Annotated in this window: 16 protein-coding genes; all 16 read left to right on the top strand. The window is 39.2% G+C overall.

What is annotated here, in order from left to right; translation table 11 throughout:
• Positions 1-26 precede the first annotated feature (26 nt).
• Entirely contained in the window at positions 27-2,426 is a 2,400-nt protein-coding gene (locus tag WKT00_RS04415) for an MBL fold metallo-hydrolase (RefSeq protein ID WP_101695502.1), read from the top strand.
• A 77-nt stretch (positions 2,427-2,503) separates the two neighbouring features.
• Positions 2,504-3,811, top strand: coding sequence for a lipopolysaccharide biosynthesis protein (locus WKT00_RS04410; protein WP_340261223.1), 1,308 nt, complete (start codon positions 2,504-2,506; stop codon positions 3,809-3,811).
• Positions 3,795-4,685 carry a LicD family protein gene (locus tag WKT00_RS04405; RefSeq protein WP_101695501.1) on the top strand — a complete coding sequence of 297 codons (891 nt, stop codon included), beginning with the start codon at positions 3,795-3,797 and terminating at the stop codon, positions 4,683-4,685. Before WKT00_RS04410 ends, WKT00_RS04405 begins: the two co-directional genes overlap by 17 nt.
• Entirely contained in the window at positions 4,675-5,829 is a 1,155-nt protein-coding gene (locus tag WKT00_RS04400; RefSeq protein ID WP_101695500.1) for a glycosyltransferase family 4 protein, read from the top strand. Before WKT00_RS04405 ends, WKT00_RS04400 begins: the two co-directional genes overlap by 11 nt.
• A gap of 2 nt (positions 5,830-5,831) precedes the next feature.
• Positions 5,832-6,524, top strand: coding sequence for a glycosyltransferase family 2 protein (locus WKT00_RS04395; protein WP_101695499.1), 693 nt, complete (start codon positions 5,832-5,834; stop codon positions 6,522-6,524).
• Positions 6,525-6,536: 12 nt separating this feature from the next.
• Positions 6,537-6,887, top strand: a complete 351-nt coding sequence (locus tag WKT00_RS04390) for a DUF2304 domain-containing protein (protein ID WP_101695498.1) — start codon at positions 6,537-6,539, stop codon at positions 6,885-6,887.
• Between the two features lie 126 nt (positions 6,888-7,013).
• The gene (locus tag WKT00_RS04385) at positions 7,014-8,930 is read left to right on the top strand and encodes a DUF2142 domain-containing protein (RefSeq protein ID WP_145995110.1); all 1,917 of its coding nucleotides are present in this window, start codon (positions 7,014-7,016) and stop codon (positions 8,928-8,930) included.
• A 24-nt stretch (positions 8,931-8,954) separates the two neighbouring features.
• Positions 8,955-11,948: a glycosyltransferase family 2 protein gene (locus tag WKT00_RS04380; RefSeq protein ID WP_340261219.1), complete on the top strand. Its 2,994-nt coding sequence runs from the start codon at positions 8,955-8,957 to the stop codon at positions 11,946-11,948.
• A gap of 11 nt (positions 11,949-11,959) precedes the next feature.
• Entirely contained in the window at positions 11,960-12,736 is a 777-nt protein-coding gene (locus WKT00_RS04375) for an ABC transporter permease (RefSeq protein ID WP_101695496.1), read from the top strand.
• An 8-nt stretch (positions 12,737-12,744) separates the two neighbouring features.
• Positions 12,745-13,479 carry an ABC transporter ATP-binding protein gene (locus tag WKT00_RS04370; RefSeq protein ID WP_101695495.1) on the top strand — a complete coding sequence of 245 codons (735 nt, stop codon included), beginning with the start codon at positions 12,745-12,747 and terminating at the stop codon, positions 13,477-13,479.
• A gap of 11 nt (positions 13,480-13,490) precedes the next feature.
• Positions 13,491-14,093 (top strand): hypothetical protein, encoded by a 603-nt coding sequence (locus WKT00_RS04365; RefSeq protein WP_101695494.1) that lies wholly within the window; start codon positions 13,491-13,493, stop codon positions 14,091-14,093.
• 8 nt (positions 14,094-14,101) lie between these two features.
• Positions 14,102-15,901, top strand: coding sequence for a glycosyltransferase family 2 protein (locus WKT00_RS04360; protein ID WP_101695493.1), 1,800 nt, complete (start codon positions 14,102-14,104; stop codon positions 15,899-15,901).
• Positions 15,902-15,960: 59 nt separating this feature from the next.
• Complete coding sequence (locus tag WKT00_RS04355; protein ID WP_101695492.1) at positions 15,961-17,466, top strand: glycosyltransferase family 2 protein; 1,506 nt, start codon at positions 15,961-15,963, stop codon at positions 17,464-17,466.
• Positions 17,453-17,902, top strand: coding sequence for a GNAT family N-acetyltransferase (locus WKT00_RS04350; RefSeq protein ID WP_101695491.1), 450 nt, complete (start codon positions 17,453-17,455; stop codon positions 17,900-17,902). The genes WKT00_RS04355 and WKT00_RS04350 overlap by 14 nt, the downstream gene beginning before the upstream one ends.
• Before the next feature lie 19 nt (positions 17,903-17,921).
• Complete coding sequence (locus WKT00_RS04345; protein ID WP_101695490.1) at positions 17,922-18,887, top strand: ATP-grasp domain-containing protein; 966 nt, start codon at positions 17,922-17,924, stop codon at positions 18,885-18,887.
• A gap of 51 nt (positions 18,888-18,938) precedes the next feature.
• Positions 18,939-20,048, top strand: coding sequence for a DegT/DnrJ/EryC1/StrS family aminotransferase (locus WKT00_RS04340; RefSeq protein ID WP_173814427.1), 1,110 nt, complete (start codon positions 18,939-18,941; stop codon positions 20,046-20,048).
• Positions 20,049-20,052 lie beyond the last annotated feature (4 nt).

Genomic DNA, 20,052 nt, shown 5'->3' with positions numbered 1-20,052 from the left:
CAGGAGTACAGAGGAGGAAAAATAAGATGAAGAGATATAGTGGAATAATATTAGCCGGAATGGTGATGACGGGAATATTAGCTCTTCCAGGCGAAGTTGCCGCGTCAGATCAGGAGACAAAGATACATTTTATATCACTGGCAAGTACGACAGATGCGGTCTTGCTTGAGAGTAATGGGCATTATGGACTGGTGGATTCCGGAGAAGACTGGGAGTACCCGGATGGAACGGATGCAAGATATCCTCTTCGGGAAGGAATTACCAGTGGAATCGGATATGAACAGCAGGTAATTCACTATTTAAAAAGTCAGGGAGTAGAGAAATTAGATTTTTATATTGCTACGCATTCTCACAGTGATCACATTGGTAGTGGGGATGAGATTTTGGATACATTTCCAACGGATCGGCTTTATATTAACCGTTATGATGACGCTTATATTTTGGAGGAAAATGGATCTCATTTATGGGATAACCAGTATGTATATGATGACATTATTGATGCGGCGAATCGAAACGGAGTCCAGATTATTACAGACCTGGATCAGGAAGAAAATGCGCAGTATCGTTCCTTTTTGTTGGGAGAAATGACGATTGATCTGATGAATCTGGAACGGCGTAAAGATGAAGGCGGAAATGTGCTTCCAGTTGCGGGTGAAAATGAGAATTGTATTGTTACTAAAGTTACTGCACGAGGGAAAACAGCTCTTTTAACGGCGGATCTGGATCCGACAGAGGGAGACACCAAAAAGATTGCAGACAAGTTGATTGAAGAATTGGGAGAGTTGGAAGAAAATCAGAATGAAAATCAAGGAATTGAGATTGAGTTAGAAGATAGTTATCCAAAAGAAAATTATGCAGAAAAAAGCAGTGTGGACCTGGATTTGCCAGAAACACGTGTGGTGCCGGACACAGACGGGGAACCGATATTTGATGAATCCAAGAAGAATATGGAAAAAACCATTAGCCTGGATTTGATGAAGATGAATCATCATTCTTTGGATTATAATAATACAACCTATTTTCTGACTTCTCTGAATCCCAAAGATGTGGTGGTAACGGGGTACAAATCATGGTTCAATGCCAGAGAAAGAGACTGTCTGCCGAAGGCAGAGGTGTATGCAACCGCAACGGATTCTGCGGCAGTAGTTGCAGAATTTATGGAATCCGGAATCGAGACAGATTATGTGAAATTATCTTCGGAATGGATGGAAATAGACGGAACGTGGTACTATTTTGATGAGAATGGGCGAACCTTTACTGATCAAGGAGCACATGAAATAGATGGTGTTCCGTATTGCTTTGACTATCGAGGAGCGCTTGAAACCCAGGAACGTTGGGCATGGGTTAACGGAAATTGGAAATGGTGGCTGCCAACCGGCGAGTATTATAGAGAAGCCTGGCTAAATCAAGGAGAAAAAAATTACTATTTGGATGAACAGGGAAATGCAGTGAAAGGCTGGCGGCAGATTGACGGGAACTGGTACTATTTTGATGAAAACTGTGCGCTGATGAAAGATACCTGGATTGGGAATGATTATGTGGATGAATCCGGTATCTGGATACAGGAAGCAGGAAAAGGTCAATGGATTTCATCTGGAAGCCGCTGGTGGTTTTGCCACCCGGATGGAAGCTATACCAAGTCTGATTGGGAAGTGATTGCTGGGAAGACGTATTATTTTGATGAGGCAGGCTGGATGGTAATCGGCTGGCAGTGGATTGACGGAAAGTGTTATTATTTTGAACCTGGCGGAACGATGGCGACAGATACCTGGATTGGCAACGATTATGTCGATGAATCAGGAGTGTGGGTGCCGGGTGCAATGAAAGATCAGTGGATCTTATCTGGAAATCGTTGGTGGTATCGTCATGCAGATGGAAGTTGCACGAAGTCTGATTGGGAAAGAATAGATGGGAACTGGTATTATTTTGATGAGGCAGGCTGGATAGTGACAGGCTGGCAGCAAATAGGATCAGAGTGGTACTATTTCAATGACAGTGGAGCAATGGTGACAAATTCATGGGTTGGCAATTATTATCTGAGTTCTACTGGAGTTATGGCGACAGACACCTGGATTGGCGTGTATTATGTGGACGAGTCTGGCGTATGGATTCCGGGGAAACCGAGAAATCAGTGGGTTTTATCCGGGAACCGCTGGTGGTATTGCCACGAGGATGGAAGTTACACGAAATCTGATTGGGAAAAGATTGACGGTAAAAAGTATTATTTTGATGAGGCAGGCTGGATGGTAACCGGCTGGCAGCTGATAGAGAAACATTGGTACTATTTTTATGATCAAGGAGAAATGGCGGCAAATACTTGGGTTGGCAATTATTACATGAAGTCTGATGGTAAGATGGCTGTGTCAGAATGGGTTCAGGATGGAAGATTTTATGTAGACGAAAATGGACTTTGGGTGCAGAAGTAGAGCCCGATTGACATTATCACTCATTTATTTTAAAATAGATAAGATAAAGTAAAAATCTTACACATTAAGAGGTTATGATGAAAAAGGTAAATGAGCGACCCAGTGAGCGGTCAATATATATATGGAATATCACAGGAAGTATTGCGAATGCATTACTTTCTGTTGTTGCGCTTATGATTGTGACGCGCATTTTGGATGACAGACAGGCAGATATTTTTAGTATAGCCTGGACAATCAGCCAGTTGATGGCAACGGTTGGGACATTCCAGATACGAATGTATCAGGCTACGGATGTTACAGGAGTATTTCGGTTTCGGCAATATTTGATTTATAGAATGATTACAATTGGAATAATGATGATCAGCAGTTACGCCTATGTAATGATTCGCGGATACAGTGGCGAGAAGGCAGTTGTGGTACTGTTGATGTGTATATTCCGGGCTGTGGATTCGTTAGCTGATGTTTATGAAGGATGGTTTCAGCAGAAAGAACGTTTGGATCTTTCGGGAAAAGCACTTACTTATCGAATTGTTGTGGCAGTTTTGGGGTTTGGAGTCGTATTGTTTACAACCAGAAACTTGATTTTGTCCGGAGCAGTTTTGGTTGTTGTATATGTGGTTTGTTTCTTTGTCTATGATATCAGATATCATTACGGTGTAGAGGCCTTTCGGGAGACTGCCAAAAAGGACAAGGCAGGTTTATCCTGGGTTGTGAAAATGACGATAGAAGGGTTCCCGCTGTTCATCAATGCATTTTTAATGATGTCTATTATGAATGCTCCCAAAATGGTGCTGGATGTTGCGATTGAGCAAGGAAGCCTTGCGCAGGGCTTGCAGACGGTATTTAACATTATATTTATGCCGGCGTCTTTTTTGAACTTGGCTTATATTGTATTCCGCCCGTTAATTACAAAGATGGCAATTGTGTGGAATATAGGAAAAGCGAAGGAATTTTTGAAAATATTGATGAAAATTATGATCAGCCTATTTGGAATTGGAATTTTGCTTCTGATCGGAAGTGTGTTGCTTGGAATTCCTATTCTTTCCATTGTATATGCAGTGGATTTGAAAGATTATAAAATGGAATTATTGATTATTATTGTGGGTGGATGTATGTATACATTTGCGGCGGTTTTAGATAATGCATTGGTTGTGATTCGAAAGCAATACATTTTGATTTTGGCATATGTATTTACATATATTTATATCAAATTTGCAGCAGAAATGATGACAGGGCGCTGGGGCATTTTAGGAGCGTCGTTATCGTATGCAAGTGCAATGGCGGTATTTTTGATTATTACAGCAGTGATGTTTGCATTTCATTTTTATAAAGCAAGTAAAAAGTTGAAGGTGTTAGGAGAAGAAGAAAGTGGCAAAGCGTTATAAAGAGGCAAGAGGGTATGACGATGCGGTTCTGGAGAAACTACATCGTGTTCAATTGGAAATTTTATCGGATTTCATTGGCGTATGCAAAAAATATAATTTAACATATTTTGTAGTATATGGTACAGCAATTGGGGCAGTACGTCACAGCGGATTTATTCCGTGGGATGACGATATTGATGTAGGAATGCTGCGGGAAGATTACAATAAGTTTTTTGAAGTTTTTCAGGACGAGCTGGGAGAAAAATATAATCTTCTGACACCAGAGATCGATGGAAGATATGCATGTACAGTTACCCATATTCAGAGAAAGGGGACGAAATTTGTATCTGAGGCATCCCAGGATTTGAAATGTGAACAGTGTATTTTTATGGATATTTTTCCATTTGATTATGTGGCGGCAGATCAGAAGGCAGCTGTCAGACAGGGAAGGAAAGCAAATATTTTAGGAAAGCTTTTGTTCCTTTCTGGAAGTGCTTATCCGCTGATTCCTTTTGGCGGATTCAAAGGGGAAATTGCTGCTTTAGGGTGTAAGCTCATCTATATTCTGTTAAAGCTTATTCGGATCACGCCGCAAAAGCTCTACAAGAGATTTGTAGAAGTGTCTACAGCTTACAATAACAGCGACGGTAGAAGTGAATACGTAACCTCTTTTGAATATGCAGGGTGTTTAAAGGATCGAATAAAGAAGAATGGATTATTTCCAATGAAAGAAGTACAATTTGAAAACTTGAGAGTGAATATTCCTGCAAACAACCATGAATTTTTGAGTAAAGTTTATGGTGATTACATGCAGATACCACCGGAAAATGAAAGGGTAAATCATATGCCGTTAATAATTCAGTTTGAAGGAGAGGATCCAATTTATGAAGGATAAGAAGAGATATTGTATCTTTGCAGCACAGTATTTTCCACATTTGGGAGGTGTTGAAAGATATACATTTAATTTATCAAAAAAGCTGATTGAAGATGGAAATGAAGTAGTGATTGTGACTTCAAATGTATATCGATTAGCAGAATATGAAAGGGTAGATGGCATTCCGGTGTACCGTGTGCCATGTTGGAATTTGCTGGATGGCAGATATCCGGTCTTAAAAATGAATAAAACATTTCGGAAAATCCACCGGATGTTGAAAAATCACAGATTTGATATGGTGATTGTGAATACAAGATTTTATCCTCATTCTCTGTATGGAATGATGCTGGCAAAACAAAAGAAGATCAAATGTATTACATTGGATCATGGAACGAGTCATCTTTCAGTGCATAATAAGTTTTGGGACACAATAGGTGCGGTGTTTGAACATTGTCTTACGAAGGTTGACGGTATCTTCTGTAAAGATTATTATGGTGTATCACAAGCTTGCAATGAATGGCTGTCACACTTTCATATCAAAGCCAAGGGGGTTTTATATAATTCTATTGATTTGGAGGAAGTGCAGGAATTGCAGAAAAAAAATACAATCTCTTATCGAGAAGAGTATCATGTCCCAGAGGATTCTACAGTAATTACTTTTACAGGAAGACTTTTAAAGGAAAAAGGTCTGCCGGAACTTTTGAATGTGATGGATAAGATCAACCAGAAGCGAAGCGATGTCTATCTTTTTATTGCTGGAGATGGTGATATGGAAGAGGAGATCAATCAAAGAAAGAATTCACATATTATTCCAGTGGGAAGAATTGATTTTGAACACATTGTTGCTTTGTTGTCTGAGTCAGATATTTTTTGTCTGCCTTCTTTTTCAGAGGGATTTTCCACATCGATTCTTGAGGCGGCAGCGTGTGGGTGCTATATTTTGACTACGGCGCGAGGTGGAGCAAGAGAACTGTTGATTAATGATGAATATGGATGCGTGATACCAAATAATAACGAAGAGATTCTTTTGGAAGCATTAGAACATGTTATCGAAGATAAAGCAAAACGGGAAAGAGGAATCGAGTTAACCTATAATAGGATAAAGGATCATTTCACTTGGGGCATTGTTGCAAACCAAGTGGAAAAAATATGCGAGGAGAATTAAAAGTGAAAAAACTAATTATTATACCAGCGTTTAATGAAGAGGAGAATATAGAAAAAACAGTTACTTCTATTGAGAAAGATGCAAAAGAGTTTGATTATGTAATCATTAATGATTGTTCTACGGACAGAACAAAACAGATCTGTGAACAGAAAGGGTATAATATTGTAAATCTGCCTATTAACCTTGGAATTGGTGGAGCAGTACAGACTGGATATAAGTATGCATATGTTAATGGATATGATGTTGCAGTTCAGGTTGATGGAGATGGACAGCATGATCCGGAGTTCTTGAATGAAATGGCAGAATATATTGAAAAAAACAAAGTGGATATGGTGATAGGATCCCGGTTTATTGAAAAGAAAGGGTTTCAATCATCAGCAGCCAGAAGAATGGGAATTAAGTTTTTTTCAACTTTAATCAAAGTGTTGACAGGAGCGGTTATTACAGATCCAACATCTGGACTTAGAATGGTGGGAAGAAATGTAATAGAGATATTCGCAAAAGATTACCCTAGAGATTATCCGGAGCCGGAAAGTGTTGTGGCGGTATTGAGGAAGAAGTTGATTGTGAAAGAAATACCGGTTATTATGCATGAAAGGGAAGGCGGCGTGTCTTCCATTTCTCCGAAGAAGTCAATTTACTATATGATTAAAGTAACGTTGGCCATGTTGATAGAAAGAATTAGAAAATATTAGGAGGAAGAGTTGATGAACATAAGAATTCAGATAATAGTTGGGATTATCGTTCTGCTGGCATTAGGCGTAATTATTAATATGATTCGGCAGAAGAAATTAGAACTTCGATATGCTCTTTCATGGTTGGGAGTTGGTGTGGCGATTCTGATTTTAGATTGTTTTCCGCAGTTGATTACATGGCTGTCTAGAAAAGTGGGAATTGCAAGCCCGGTTAATATGTTATTTTTCTTTGGATTTTGTTTTTCTTTGATGATTATTTTTGTTTTAACAGTAGCAATTTCCAGAATGTCTATTCGGATTAAGGAGTTGACGCAGGAGTTGGCATTGTTCGAAAAACGTATTAGAGAAGAGAAAGAATGTTAAAAAGAGTAAATATTTTGCAGGGAAGAAGGTAGTGAAGTGGGTGGAAAATCTAAACGAAAGTTTGACATAAAGTTTTTTCAGTTTCTTAAAAATAATAAAATTGTAATAGCAGGAAGTCTATTATGGTTGTTGTTTTCGATGTCCATGCTGGTGGCCTATAAAAATGAATGGCAGGTTGCAATGGTTCAGCCGCAAGTTGTTTATACAGAAGGAAAGACAAGCGAATTAACAGGGACAGAAGGCGTTCTGCTAGAGGATGGAAAAAATGTATCTCAGAAAATACGTGTGAAAAGTACTGAGATGCAGGGGATTTCTCTGTATTTAGATACGACTGCCGTGGAGCATGAAGAACTGTTAAAGGTTGAATTGCAAAAAGGAGAAAATGGAGATAAAATTCACGCGTGGACGTATGATTTGAATCAGGAAAACAGGAGCGGATTTTTTGACTTTGGACTGGAAAAGCCAATGAAGGTTGAAGAAGGGGAAGAATTAATCATTAATTTTTCTGTCGAATCTGAAGGCGAAGTGCAAAGCCGATTTATCAAAGTTGAAAAGGATTCTGATACGGAAACAGCCCTTGCAGTGGATGGAACCCAAGAGGACGAAATTGTTCCATATCGGGTTACAAATGGGAACTATGCGAATCTAAAATTTTTCGCTTTTGCCTTTTATATTGGCGGAAGTCTTGCGATTTTGGGTATTTGCGTACTTCTGGTTAAAAAGAAACCGTTGGAGTGGATGTTTGTTGGATGTGCACTCGTATTGGGAATCTTGTACTTGTTTGTAATTCCTCCGTTTGTTGTTCCCGATGAACCTGCGCACTTTGTGACGGTTTATGAAGAGAGCAGTCAGATTTTAGGAGAGCCTACCAGTGATGCTGAAGATAACATATTGGTAGAAAAAGAGGCCTGGGGAAATAGGACGACGGTTAGCAGAGAAGCATATATGCATTTTATGCAGGGAACATTGGGAAAGATTGATAGTTCAGATGAAATGGTAAGTACTAGAACATCTTTATCTAAGCTTCATCCGGGATATATACCACAGGTACTGGGAGTTACCTTGGCGCGTATGCTGGATATGAACGGAGCGCAGCTTGTGCTGCTGGGAAGAGTATTCGCTTTGCTTTGGTACTGTTTTATCATGTTTTGGGCATTGCGGTTTATTCCAATTGGAAAGGTGACTCTATTTATTATTGGTATATTCCCAATGACGATGCAGCAGGTTGTCTCTTACAATTATGATTCTGTATTATTTGGCATTTGCTTTTTCCTGTTTGCATATCTGTTTAGATTGATTTATAAAGACGAAAAAATTAAATGGACCAATATTTTAATCATTGCATGTATTGTAGTGGCGATTGCATCCATTAAATTTGTGTATTTACCAATTTTAATATTGGCGTTATTTATCCCTTGTGCAAAATTTGGAGGAAAAAAGAAAAAGACTATGGTAGCATGCGGTACGATTTTGCTTGGCGGGGTCGTAAGTATGGCGGTGAAGTTGTCTGCCGTTCAGGGTGCCTTGTCAAGTGGAAGTGCGCCTGGGGGAACAAAAGTATCTTTGGATTATTGTCTTAATAATTTGGGGGCTGTGATTCAGATTTTTTATCGGACTTTAGAAAGAAGAGTGTCTGAATATTTCTCTCAGATGATTGCATCTCCATTGGGATGGCTTGAAATTGGAGTGCCAAGTATCATTATAATCGCGTTAACTGTAATACTTTTGTTGAGTCTGATTCAGAGAAAAGAAGAGAATTATACAGTATCTGCAGGGATGCGCTGGACTTCGATTATTACTTTTGCTGGAGTTTCCGCAGTGATTATCATGGTGCTGTTTTTGGATCATACAAGCGTGCATGATACCTTAATTCAAGGTGTGCAGGGAAGGTATTTCTTGCCGATCCTGCCGATGATTATTGTCATGCTGCAAAATAATAATATTACGATCAAGAAAAGAATTGATCACTATTTGATACTATTTTCGGTTTATTTGAATTGTATGACACTTTACTTTGTAACGTTGGTCGGAATCGGACGATAATAATAAGAGTTTCGAGGTGTGAATATGGGAAAAGAAATGAATCATTCAGAAAAGGGAAAAATGTTTTTAAAGCATTGCAGAAAACATCCCAAGGACGTACTGCGCTTAAGTAAAGCGGCGGTTTTATATGGAACCACCGGTGTAAAGGCGCGTGCAGGCGAATTGGCAAGGAAAGAATGGGAAAAGCAGGAGAAATGGGCGAATAGAGATAAGATCGATATTCAGGGAGATAAGATTCTCTTCTCCGTTGTGATGCCGGTATATAATGTAGATATAAAGTGGCTGGATAAAGCGTTGCAGTCCGTAATGGATCAGACATACCCTTATTGGGAAGTGTGTATTGCAGATGATGCATCTACAGATGGATCCGTTCGGGAGTATCTAAGTACAATTAAGGATTCCAGAATCAAAGTTCACTTCTCCGAGGAGAATCAAGGGATCTCCGGAGCGTCTAATCAGGCTGCGAAGATGGCAGAAGGGGACTATATTATCCTGATGGATAATGACGATGAAATTGCCAAGAATGCATTGATGACATTATATAAAAAGCTGAAAAAGACAAAGGCGGATGTCATTTACAGTGATATGGATATGATTGACGCGGAGGGGGTTCATTCTTCACCGTTATATAAACCAGACTGGTCGCCGGAACTGATGCTCTCTCAGATGTATCTGGGACACTTGATTGCATTTAAAAGAGGATTATTTGAACAATGTGGTGGATTTAACAGTGAGTATGACGGCGCGCAGGATTATGATTTGCTCCTTCGGATGTCTGAATTGACGAATCATATAGTCCATGTGCCGGAAGTGTTATATTCGTGGAGAATGCTGCCGACTTCGACCGCAGCAAATGCAGATGCCAAGCCGTATGCACAGATAGCTGGAAAGCGTGCGATACAGGCGCATCTGGATCGAGTGCTTGGAAATGGCAAGGCAGAAGTATATGAGACAGAAAATCTGTTTGTCTATGACGTGAGATATTCCTTAGACCAGATGCCGTTGGCTTCTATTATTATTCCAACGAAGGATCATGTGGATGACCTGGCAGTTGCACTGGACAGTGTGTTTGAAAAAACGACCTATCCAAATTATGAGATTATTATTTTAGACAATAATTCTGAACAAGAGGAGACCAGACAGTTTTTCAAAGAAATTCAGCAGGAGAAGATCAATGTCAAAGTGGTGGAAGCCTACTATGAATTCAATTGGTCGAAGCTGAATAACCACGGAATGCGCGAAGCAAATGGAGACGTATTTGTATTTTTAAATAATGATGTGAAGGTAATAGAGCCAAGCTGGCTGGATCGTCTTGTGGAACAGGCCATGCAGCCAAATGCTGGAGTTGTCGGAGGACAGCTTTTATATGAAGATGGAACGATTCAGCATGCAGGTGTAGTGATTGGAATGGGAGGCTGGGCAGATCATGTCTTTAAGGGCATGCAGCCAATTCATCAGGGAACGCCTTTTGTTTCTCCAATGGTAACACGTAATGTCACTGCATGTACGGGCGCATGTATGGCAATTTCCAAGGAAGTGATAGACAAGATCGGCGGCTTTGAAGAAAGATTTATTATCTGTGGAAGTGATGTGGAGATTTGTATCCGGGCTATTCAAGAAGGATATCGCAATGTGTATATTCCGCAGGTACAGCTGTATCACTATGAGTCTAAGAGCCGTGATTCTTATATTCCAGAGATTGATTTTGAATTGTCAGATATTATGTATATGGGATACCGCAAAGGTGGAGATCCGTATTATAATAAAAATTTGGATATCAATAGCTGCGTTCCAGTTGTAAAAAAAGTGCAGGAGATTCCGAAGGCAGACGCAAAGCGCATCAGCATAGAGACGATTCGAGAGCTGCATTTTAGAGAGGAAACCAGAGAAAAATATCGATTGAATCTTGTTTTGCCGTCTTTGAATACAGAACATGTCTTTGGTGGAATTGCGACGGCATTGAAATGCTTTGAAGCAATTGGGGAATGTTTAGATTGCGATACCAGAGTGATCTTGATTGATGCTCAGATGGATGAAGAAGCAATTGCCAAATATGGAAAGCAGTATCAGATCGTCGATGCGAAGGAGAATAGCAGTGCGAAACATCAGATTGTTTCCATGGTGGACAGAAAGTACCAGACACTGCCGGTCTCTGAAAAAGATCAGTTTATGTTTACCTCCTGGTGGTCGGCATATGTGATTCAAAATGAATATTATGAGTGGGTACAAAGAGGACATAAGAATCCCAATCCATTCTTATATTTGATTCAAGACTATGAGCCTGGATTCTATGCATGGTCATCAGGATATCTTTTGGCGGAGTCTACTTACAAGTGTGAATTCCCACAGATTGCTATATTTAATTCTCACGAGTTGGAAGAATACGTTATGGCAAAGGGGTATCATTTCCTTAAAACTTACTGTTTCGATCCAGTGTTAAACCGTGTATTGGGTGAAGAGGTACAAAAGTTGGATCAGACAGTATTTAAGCGGAAACAGATTCTGGTATATGGAAGACCTTCTGTGGAGAGAAATGCTTTCAAAGTATTGGTTGAGTCGCTGAAAAAATGGGTATCTATGCAGGAAGATGCAAGTAGCTGGACCATATTATCTGCGGGTGAGATGCATCCGCCGGTTTATCTTGGAGAAGGAATGTATTTGGAGTCCGTTGGAAAACTGACCATTGAAGAATACGCCAAAGTATTAAGAGAAAGTTATGCCGGTGTGTCATTAATGGTTTCACCGCATCCAAGTTATCCGCCGCTTGAAATGTCCGTTTTTGATGTGAAGGTGGTTACGAATGGATACCGGAATAAAGATATTTCTTCGTTTAATGAAAACATTGTTTCTGTTGACAATGTAAGTCCGATGAAGATTGCGCAAGAATTAAAGGAGATATGTAACAATTATCATACGCTTGTGCCGCATAAATCGGTAAATAAAGAATATGTAAATGGAATTGATCCGTTTCCGTTTATTGAAGAATTGAAGAAAGACATTTTAAACGATATAATATAAGGAGGCCTATAGTGTCAACGTATATAAAAAATTTCTTGAAATTCAGACCATTATTAAATGAGTTGGTGGCAAGGGATATTAAAATTAAATATAGAAGATCCGTATTAGGAGTTCTTTGGACTTTACTGAATCCACTGTTGATGATGGTTGTTTTGTCGGTTGTATTTTCAAATCTGTTTAAGTTCGATGTTGAGAACTTTCCGATTTACTTATTGAGCGGACAGGTTATGTTTACCTTTTATTCTGATTCAACAACGAGTGCTATGTCCTCTATTTTGGGCAGTGCATCTCTGATCAAAAAGGTATATGTTCCTAAGTATTTGTTTGTGTTGTCCAGAGTGTGCTCAAGCGTCATCAACTTACTAGCCTCTTTTTCAGCATTGATTTTAGTGATGCTTGCAATGAGAACGGAATTACATTATACAATTTTCCTGGCATTTATACCGATTTTGCTGCTGGTAATATTTTCACTTGGAGTAGGTCTTTTATTGTCTGCCATCACAGTGAAGTTCCGGGATATTATGCATTTGTATTCTGTGTTTGTAACAGCACTTATGTACTTGACTCCAGTTATTTATCCAATGTCTATTTTACCGGATTGGATGGTGGCTGTAGTAAGTGCGAATCCATTAACCAATTATCTGACAATGTTCAGAGATGTTATGTTGAATAATACTGTTTTCGGGATGGGAAGCCTGGTTATAGGTATTATTGAAGCCGTAGGTGCGCTGGCAATAGGATTATATGTATTCTATAAGAGTCAGGATAGCTTTATTCTTAATTTATAGGAGATATTATGGAAAGACGGGAAGTTATAAAAGTAGATCATGTATCGATGAAATTTAATCTTTCTTCCGAAAAGTTTGATAGTTTTAAAGAATATGTGATCAAAAGTATAAAAGGACAGGTATCAGTAGAAGCTTTTTGGGCATTAAAAGATGTATCATTTCAAGTGTATAAAGGGGATTCCGTGGGCTTGATTGGATTAAACGGCAGTGGAAAGAGTACCATGTTAAAAACCATTGCGGGCGTTTTAAAGCCTACCAAAGGGACTGTGACTGTCAGTGGAAGCGTGGCTCCGCTCATAGAGTTAGGGGCAGGGTTTGATATGGATCTGACGGCGAGAGAAAATGTCTTTTTGAATGGAGCTCTCCTTGGATATACCAGAGAAGAAATGACACGTCATTATGACGATATCGTAAAATTTTCGGAACTAGAGAACTTTATGAATGTTCCGGTTAAAAACTTTTCTTCCGGTATGGTATCAAGACTGGCTTTTGCGATTGCGACGATTGGAGTCCCGGATATTCTGATTGTAGATGAAGTCCTTTCGGTAGGCGATTTCCGATTTCAGGAGAAGTGTGAGAAACGTATTCAGGCAATGATGAAGGAAGGAACTACAATATTATTCGTATCCCACAGTATTGATCAGGTACAAAAAATCTGTAATAAGATTGTTTGGCTGGATCATGGAGTTGTGAAACGTTTCGGGGATGCTGAAGAGATTTGTAATGAATATAGAGGATCATAAGGAGTGGCGTCGTGAACAGAAAAGTAAAATATGGTATAGGAATTATAGTGGTAGTGATCTTTTGTCTCATCTATTCAAACGTGGATAAAATGTCTGATATGTATGAGAATGAACTGGATAATAGTCAGTATATTACAGTTCAGGCAGATGAGGATCATGCTATTAAGCAGGAGTTTCATGCGGCAGAAGAAAAATTGAGTGGTATTGCGTTAAAGGTTATGCTTCAGAATGCTCCAACAAAGGGAGAATTGGTATATTCACTGAAGAATGATCAGGGAAAAGAGTTGACACAAGGATCTCTCGATGTGAATGAAATTAAAAGTGGACGTGTTTGTAAAATCCGCTTTGAAAAAGAAGTACAGGTAGCAGAGGGAGAAAAGCTGTCATTAAATCTTACGACTTCCAAAGTAGAGGAAGGAAAGGCAATCTGTCTGTATTATGAACCAATGCAGAAGAACGGAACGGATTTAGTGATTAGTGATGAACCGGTAGAGGGAAGCCTGATTTTAAGAACGTTTACACACCGATTCGACGTGGAAACATGTGTTGTGGTACTGGGCTTTGTCATTTACATTGGTGTATTTATGAAAGTGTTGTATAAATTGTTTTCATAGGAGTAGGTATGTTTAATAAGATCAGAAAAAAATTACATCGTATGAAAGAATATTATCGCGAAAATGGTATGGGGAGATTTCTCCGCCATACCATTGCGAAATTATTTGGAATGGAAGAAGCTAGTTATAAACGATGGAGAAAAAAGAATCAATTAAGTGCAGCAGAGTTAGAACGGCAAAAGAAGGATGAATTACTTCTTAAGCCGTTATTTAGTATAGTGATTCCGTTGTATTGTACGCCGATTGATTATTTAAAAGAGTTGGTTGAATCAATAAAAGGGCAGACTTATGAGAACTGGGAACTTTGTCTTGCTGATGGAAGCGGGAAGGGAAAGATGGACGAAGCTTCTTTGAAAATGATTGTAGAGCAGGACGAACGAATTAAACTAATTTCTTCTGAGACACCGCTTCAGATATCTGAAAATACGAATCAAGCTTTGGAAATGGTTTCTGGAGATTATATTGTTTTTGCAGACCATGATGATTTATTGGCACCCAATGCGCTATATGAGTGTGCAAAAACAATAAATGAAAACCCGGAAATAGAGATTTTGTATTCGGATGAAGATAAGGTGACAATGGATGGAAAAACATTTTTCCAGCCGCATTTCAAATCAGATTTTAACATCGATTTGCTTCGCAGTATGAATTATATTTGCCATTTATTTGTCGTAAAAAGAACCATTCAAGAACAGGTGGGAATGCTGCGTTCAGAATATAATGGCGCGCAGGACTATGATTTTGTTTTAAGATGTATAGAAGTAAGCCGTCATATTACACACATTCCAAAGATTTTATACCATTGGCGTGCACACAAAGATTCCACAGCGGAAAATCCAGAGAGTAAGCTGTATGCATACGAAGCCGGAAAACGTGCGGTGCAGGCACATCTCGAGCGCTGTCATATATCTGCAACGGCAGAAATGGGAGAATATCTGGGGATGTATCGGGTGAAATATCATCTGACAGAAGAGCCGCGAGTGTCTGTTTTGATTCCTAATAAAGACCATGTGGAAGATCTGAAGCGATGTGTCAAATCTCTGTATGAGATCTCAACCTACAAAAATATTGAAGTGATTATCATTGAAAACGGCAGTGAAGAAGCCACGTTCAAAGCATATCAGGAACTTCAGGAGAAATATTCTTCCATAAAGGTTGTAACCTGGGATGCGGCAAAAGAATTTAACTATTCTGCACTGAACAATTATGGAGCAAAGTTTGCAGAAGGCGAATATCTTCTCTTTTTGAATAATGATACGGAAATCATTCAGCCAGACAGTATTCGGGAGATGGTCAGCTATGCAGTTCGCGAGGATGTTGGAGCTGTTGGTGCAAGATTGTACTATGAGGATGGAACGATTCAGCATGCAGGAGTTATCGTTGGGCTTGGCGGCATTGCAGGTCATGCATTCTGCGGCGCAGGACACAATGATAATGGATATTTTTCCAGAATCTTATGTGCACAGGATTACAGCGCGGTTACGGCTGCGTGTATGATGATGCCGAAAAAACTTTTTGATGATCTGGGGGGATTTGACGAAGGACTAAAGGTGGCGTTTAATGATATTGATCTTTGCATGAGAATCCGAAAAGCTGAACAATTAATCGTGTATACTCCATTTGCAGAGCTGTACCATTATGAATCAAAATCCAGAGGATTGGAAGATACAAAGGAAAAAGTAGAAAGATTTAATGGGGAAGTCAGATACTTTGCAGAGAAGTGGAAAGTGGAGTTGGAGAAAGGTGATCCATACTATAATCCAAATCTTACTTTGGAGAAGCATGATTTTTCATTAAAGATTGTATAAGAATCAAAAGGGATCAGAGAGAATTAAAGTGTTAGAATGCGAAAGATGAGGGCGATGAGATGGCAAAGGTAAGTGTGTGGTTAACATCCTATAATCATGGTGAATTGTTGCGTGAGTCGATTGAAAGTGTTTTGAATCAGACTTATCAGGATTTTGAATTTATTATTGTAGATGATTGTTCGACGGATCACAGTCAGGAAATCATCAAGGAATATGTGGAAAAATATCCGAGAATCAAGGCAATATTGCACGAAAAGAATATTGGCAGAGGTGGATTGGCAGAGGCTCTGGAGGACCTGGAAGGGGATTACGTGGCCATTCTCCATGGTGATGATAAATGGAATGAGAAGAAATTAGAAGCACAAGTAGCAGTGTTGGATTCCAGACCGGAGGTTGCTGCATGCTTTACTGGGGTTACCGTGATAGATGATGATGGAAACGCATATGTGGGGAATCATGCATATGCAAATGTCTTTTCTATGGAAAACAAAAGCAGGTATGAGTGGTTGAGATATTTCTTCGACCGAGGAAATTGTTTGTGTCATCCTAGTTTGCTGATCAGGAAAGAGGTTTATACGAAATATCAATTGTTTGCATCGGGACTTAACAGCCTGCCTGATTTGAGCCAATGGATTAAAGTATGTTTCCATGCAGAAATCTATATTGTTCCGGAAAAGTTAACCTACTTTAGAGTTCATCAAGATGAATCAAATGAAAGCGGGGAGACAGCTGGAAAGCAAAAGAGGCTGTTTTTGGAAGAATATTTCCTGTATAAGGAGTATTTAAAAATCAAGGATGTAGATACACTACTTAAGATCTTCCCGGAAGGGGCTCAATATGTCATAAATGGCCAGTGTACGATAGAATATGCATTGGCACAGCTTTTTATGAAGGGTTCTCGAGATGTTCATAAATTAATTGGTCTGGAACTTATATATGAGATGTTCCAAAGCAAAGAAAAGAAAGCGGAAATAGAAGAACTGTATGGATATGGCAGTAAAGCGTTTGATTTGGACAAGCGAAAGTTTGATATATTTGGACTGATACCGAGAGAAAAATTTTTGACGACAACATTATACTGGGATACAGGAAAAGGCTACAATGAAGAGGAAGCAATCAAAGAAAAAGTGTATGTTCCCAGTACAAGAATGGCACGGATCATTTATCAGACTGAAGGAATTGCAGTGGATATGGGAGGAAAAGAACTTAGGTTTGATCTTGACGAAGGTACCTATCGAAGATGTAAAGTGATATCGGCGAATTGGAGCGATGGATCGGAGGCCCAGATAGAACCAGTTAATGGTATTCGGCAAGATGGCATGGATGTTTTTTATACATTAGATCCACAGTATATGATAAAAATGCCAAGAGAACAGAAAGAATTAAAAATCGTGTTAAATGTGGAAGAAATCCCACTGCTTGAGGTAGAAGAACATTTTAAAAATCTTGAGAGTCAAAAGCAAGAAATGGAAAGATTATTAACAGAGTATCGCTCCTCTTTCATTATTCGAGCAGTTTATCGATTGTTAAACAAAAAAGGAAGAGAAAGAAATGATGATAAATAATAAGCAAGAGATAGAGAAGGAGAAATTTTTTGATTTTATAAAAAAGATCAATTATGATTTCCCGATTCCGGTAAGCGAAAAAGTAGACTTAAATGAATACTGTGAGAAGTTGTGGGAGAAAGCAGAACTAGTTGCAGAGGTTCAGGATGAAGAAATACGGGGGCTTGTCGCAGGATACATGAATGACTTGGAAAATGGCAGCGCATATATTTCTCTGGTAGGCGTTTCTAGGGATTTTAGAAATCAGGGACTGGGAAAGAAGTTAGTTCATCAGTTTGTTTTGCTCTGCAGAGAAAAGCAAATTCGCAGTGTGAATTTATATACGCATAAAACAAATCAGGCGGCCATTAAGATGTATGAAGGTTTGGGATTTGAAATTGACAGTGAAGGAAATCAAAATAGAATGGATGACATTCATTTTATAAAACAGTTATAACGAAAAGAGGAAATAAGTTATGAAAACGGTTTTAGTAACCGCGATTGGCTCATTTGCAGCAGATATCGTCATTAAAAAGATGCAGGAAGAAGAGTATACAGTTATTGGCTGTGATATTTACCAGAAGGAATGGCTGGCAGATGCCTATCATGTTGATTTTTTCTATCAGGCGCCATTGGTAAGTGAGGCAGAAGCGTATCAGAATTTCATTCTGAATCTGTGTCAGGAGCATCGCGTAGAATACATTTTTCCATTGACGGATATCGAAGTGGATTTTTATAACAAAAATCGGGAAGTGTTTGAAAAATCTGGAATAACGGTCTGCATTTCATCGACAGAAGCAATTGATATCTGCAGAAATAAAATGAGATTAAATCAGTACTTGCAGAAGAACAATATCTGCAGTGTGATACCTACCGTTATGCTGCAGGAGGCAAAAATCCAGGAACTAGACTATCCGGCTGTTGTAAAACCAACGAATGGAAGAAGCAGTCAGGGGTTGTTTTATATAGAGTCTGCAGAACAGATGGAGAACTTTGTGAGAAATCAGGATATATCGAATTACATTGTTCAGCCTAAGATCAGCGGTGGTATTATAACGGTGGACGTAGTAAGAAATCAGGAAACTCAAACGACGCAGTGTGTTGCAAGAAAAGAGCTGCTTCGGACATTGAATGGAGCGGGAACGACGGTATATGTTTTCCATGACAGCGTTTTAGAAAAACAGTGTCGGGAGCTTGCGGCAGTATTAGGTGTAAATGGATGTGTGAATTTTGAATTTATTGAGACAGACAGCGGGGAGCATTTCTTTATGGAATGTAATCCAAGATTTTCAGGTGGAGTAGAGTTCTCTTGTATTGCCGGATATGATTGTGTCCGTAATCATCTCAGATGTTTTACAGGAGAAGAGATTGAAGGAAAAGAAGATCTGAAAAATCAATATATTGCTCGGAAATATGAAGAATACGTAACGAAGATAGAATAAAACGAAATAAAACAGAAGGAAAAGAAGCAGGAAAGAAAGTAGGAATGAGAGATGGGGGAAATATTTGTTACACGGTCGTCCATGCCTCCGCTAGAGGAATACATCGATGAGATTAGAGAGTTATGGGAATCTCATTGGCTGACGAATATGGGAGCAAAACATAAGGAACTGGAAAAACAGCTGAGACAATATTTGGAAGTAGAAGGTGTTTCCCTGTTTTCCAATGGTCATATGGCATTGGAAATGGTGATTCAGGCGATGGGATTATCCGGGGAAGTGATTACAACACCGTTCACCTTTGCGTCTACCACACATGCAATTGTCCGAAATGGATTAACACCTGTTTTTTGCGATATTAATCCGGAGAATTTCACAATGGATGTGTCTAAAATGGAAGCGTTGATTACGGAAAAAACGTCCGCCATCGTACCGGTACATGTGTATGGACAAGTGTGTCAGGTGGAGGAGATAGAAGAAATTGCAAAACACCATGACTTGAAAGTTATCTACGACGCAGCCCATGCATTCGGAGTAACCTACAAAAACAGAGGGATTGGTTCTTTTGGGGATGCCTCAATGTTCAGTTTTCACGCAACGAAAGTGTATAATTCTATTGAAGGCGGCTGCGTATGTTTCCAAGATCAGGAGCTGGGACTTGATTTATATCGGCTTAAAAATTTCGGAATCCGAAATGAAGAGGTGGTTGACAGCGTCGGGGCAAACGCAAAAATGAATGAATTTCAGGCGGCAATGGGAATCTGTAATCTTCGGCATGTTGAGGAAGAAATCGAAAAGCGTAAGCGTATTGTTTCCTGCTATCGAGAATGTTTAAAAGATACCCGGGGAATTCGTTTTATGAAAGAACAGGAGAATGTAAAGTCAAATTATGCATATTTTCCGATATTGATCGAAGGGTCAGAATTTGGCATTTCAAGAGACTGTGTCTATGATTTATTGAAGGAGAAAGGGATTTATACGAGAAAATATTTTTATCCGCTAACCAATTCTTTTGCATGTTATAAAGATCAATATGATGTAAAAGAGACGCCGGTTGCATTGGATGTTTCTAAAAAAGTGCTGACGTTACCGTTATATGCAGATCTTGCATTAGAGGATGTATACCGAATCTGTGATAATATAAAAGCATTGGGCGGCAAGTAAAAAG

Origin of the sequence: Dorea sp. ICN-14282, from assembly GCF_037890115.1 — a bacterium.
GTDB classification, from domain to species: domain Bacteria; phylum Bacillota; class Clostridia; order Lachnospirales; family Lachnospiraceae; genus Dorea_B; species Dorea_B phocaeensis.
Note: the sequence above shows the minus strand (reverse complement) of the source record. Positions and strands in the feature narration are given on the sequence as shown.

Excerpts from the sequence above, each read along its gene's own strand:
- WKT00_RS04415 (WP_101695502.1), top strand. The coding sequence starts at position 27 with ATGAAGAGATATAGTGGAATAATATTAGCCGGAATGGTGATGACGGGA.
- WKT00_RS04410 (WP_340261223.1), top strand. The coding sequence starts at position 2,504 with ATGAAAAAGGTAAATGAGCGACCCAGTGAGCGGTCAATATATATATGG.
- WKT00_RS04400 (WP_101695500.1), top strand. The coding sequence starts at position 4,675 with ATGAAGGATAAGAAGAGATATTGTATCTTTGCAGCACAGTATTTTCCA.
- WKT00_RS04390 (WP_101695498.1), top strand. The coding sequence starts at position 6,537 with ATGAACATAAGAATTCAGATAATAGTTGGGATTATCGTTCTGCTGGCA.
- WKT00_RS04380 (WP_340261219.1), top strand. The coding sequence starts at position 8,955 with ATGGGAAAAGAAATGAATCATTCAGAAAAGGGAAAAATGTTTTTAAAG.
- WKT00_RS04370 (WP_101695495.1), top strand. The coding sequence starts at position 12,745 with ATGGAAAGACGGGAAGTTATAAAAGTAGATCATGTATCGATGAAATTT.
- WKT00_RS04360 (WP_101695493.1), top strand. The coding sequence starts at position 14,102 with ATGTTTAATAAGATCAGAAAAAAATTACATCGTATGAAAGAATATTAT.
- WKT00_RS04355 (WP_101695492.1), top strand. The coding sequence starts at position 15,961 with ATGGCAAAGGTAAGTGTGTGGTTAACATCCTATAATCATGGTGAATTG.
- WKT00_RS04350 (WP_101695491.1), top strand. The coding sequence starts at position 17,453 with ATGATGATAAATAATAAGCAAGAGATAGAGAAGGAGAAATTTTTTGAT.
- WKT00_RS04345 (WP_101695490.1), top strand. The coding sequence starts at position 17,922 with ATGAAAACGGTTTTAGTAACCGCGATTGGCTCATTTGCAGCAGATATC.
- WKT00_RS04340 (WP_173814427.1), top strand. The coding sequence starts at position 18,939 with ATGGGGGAAATATTTGTTACACGGTCGTCCATGCCTCCGCTAGAGGAA.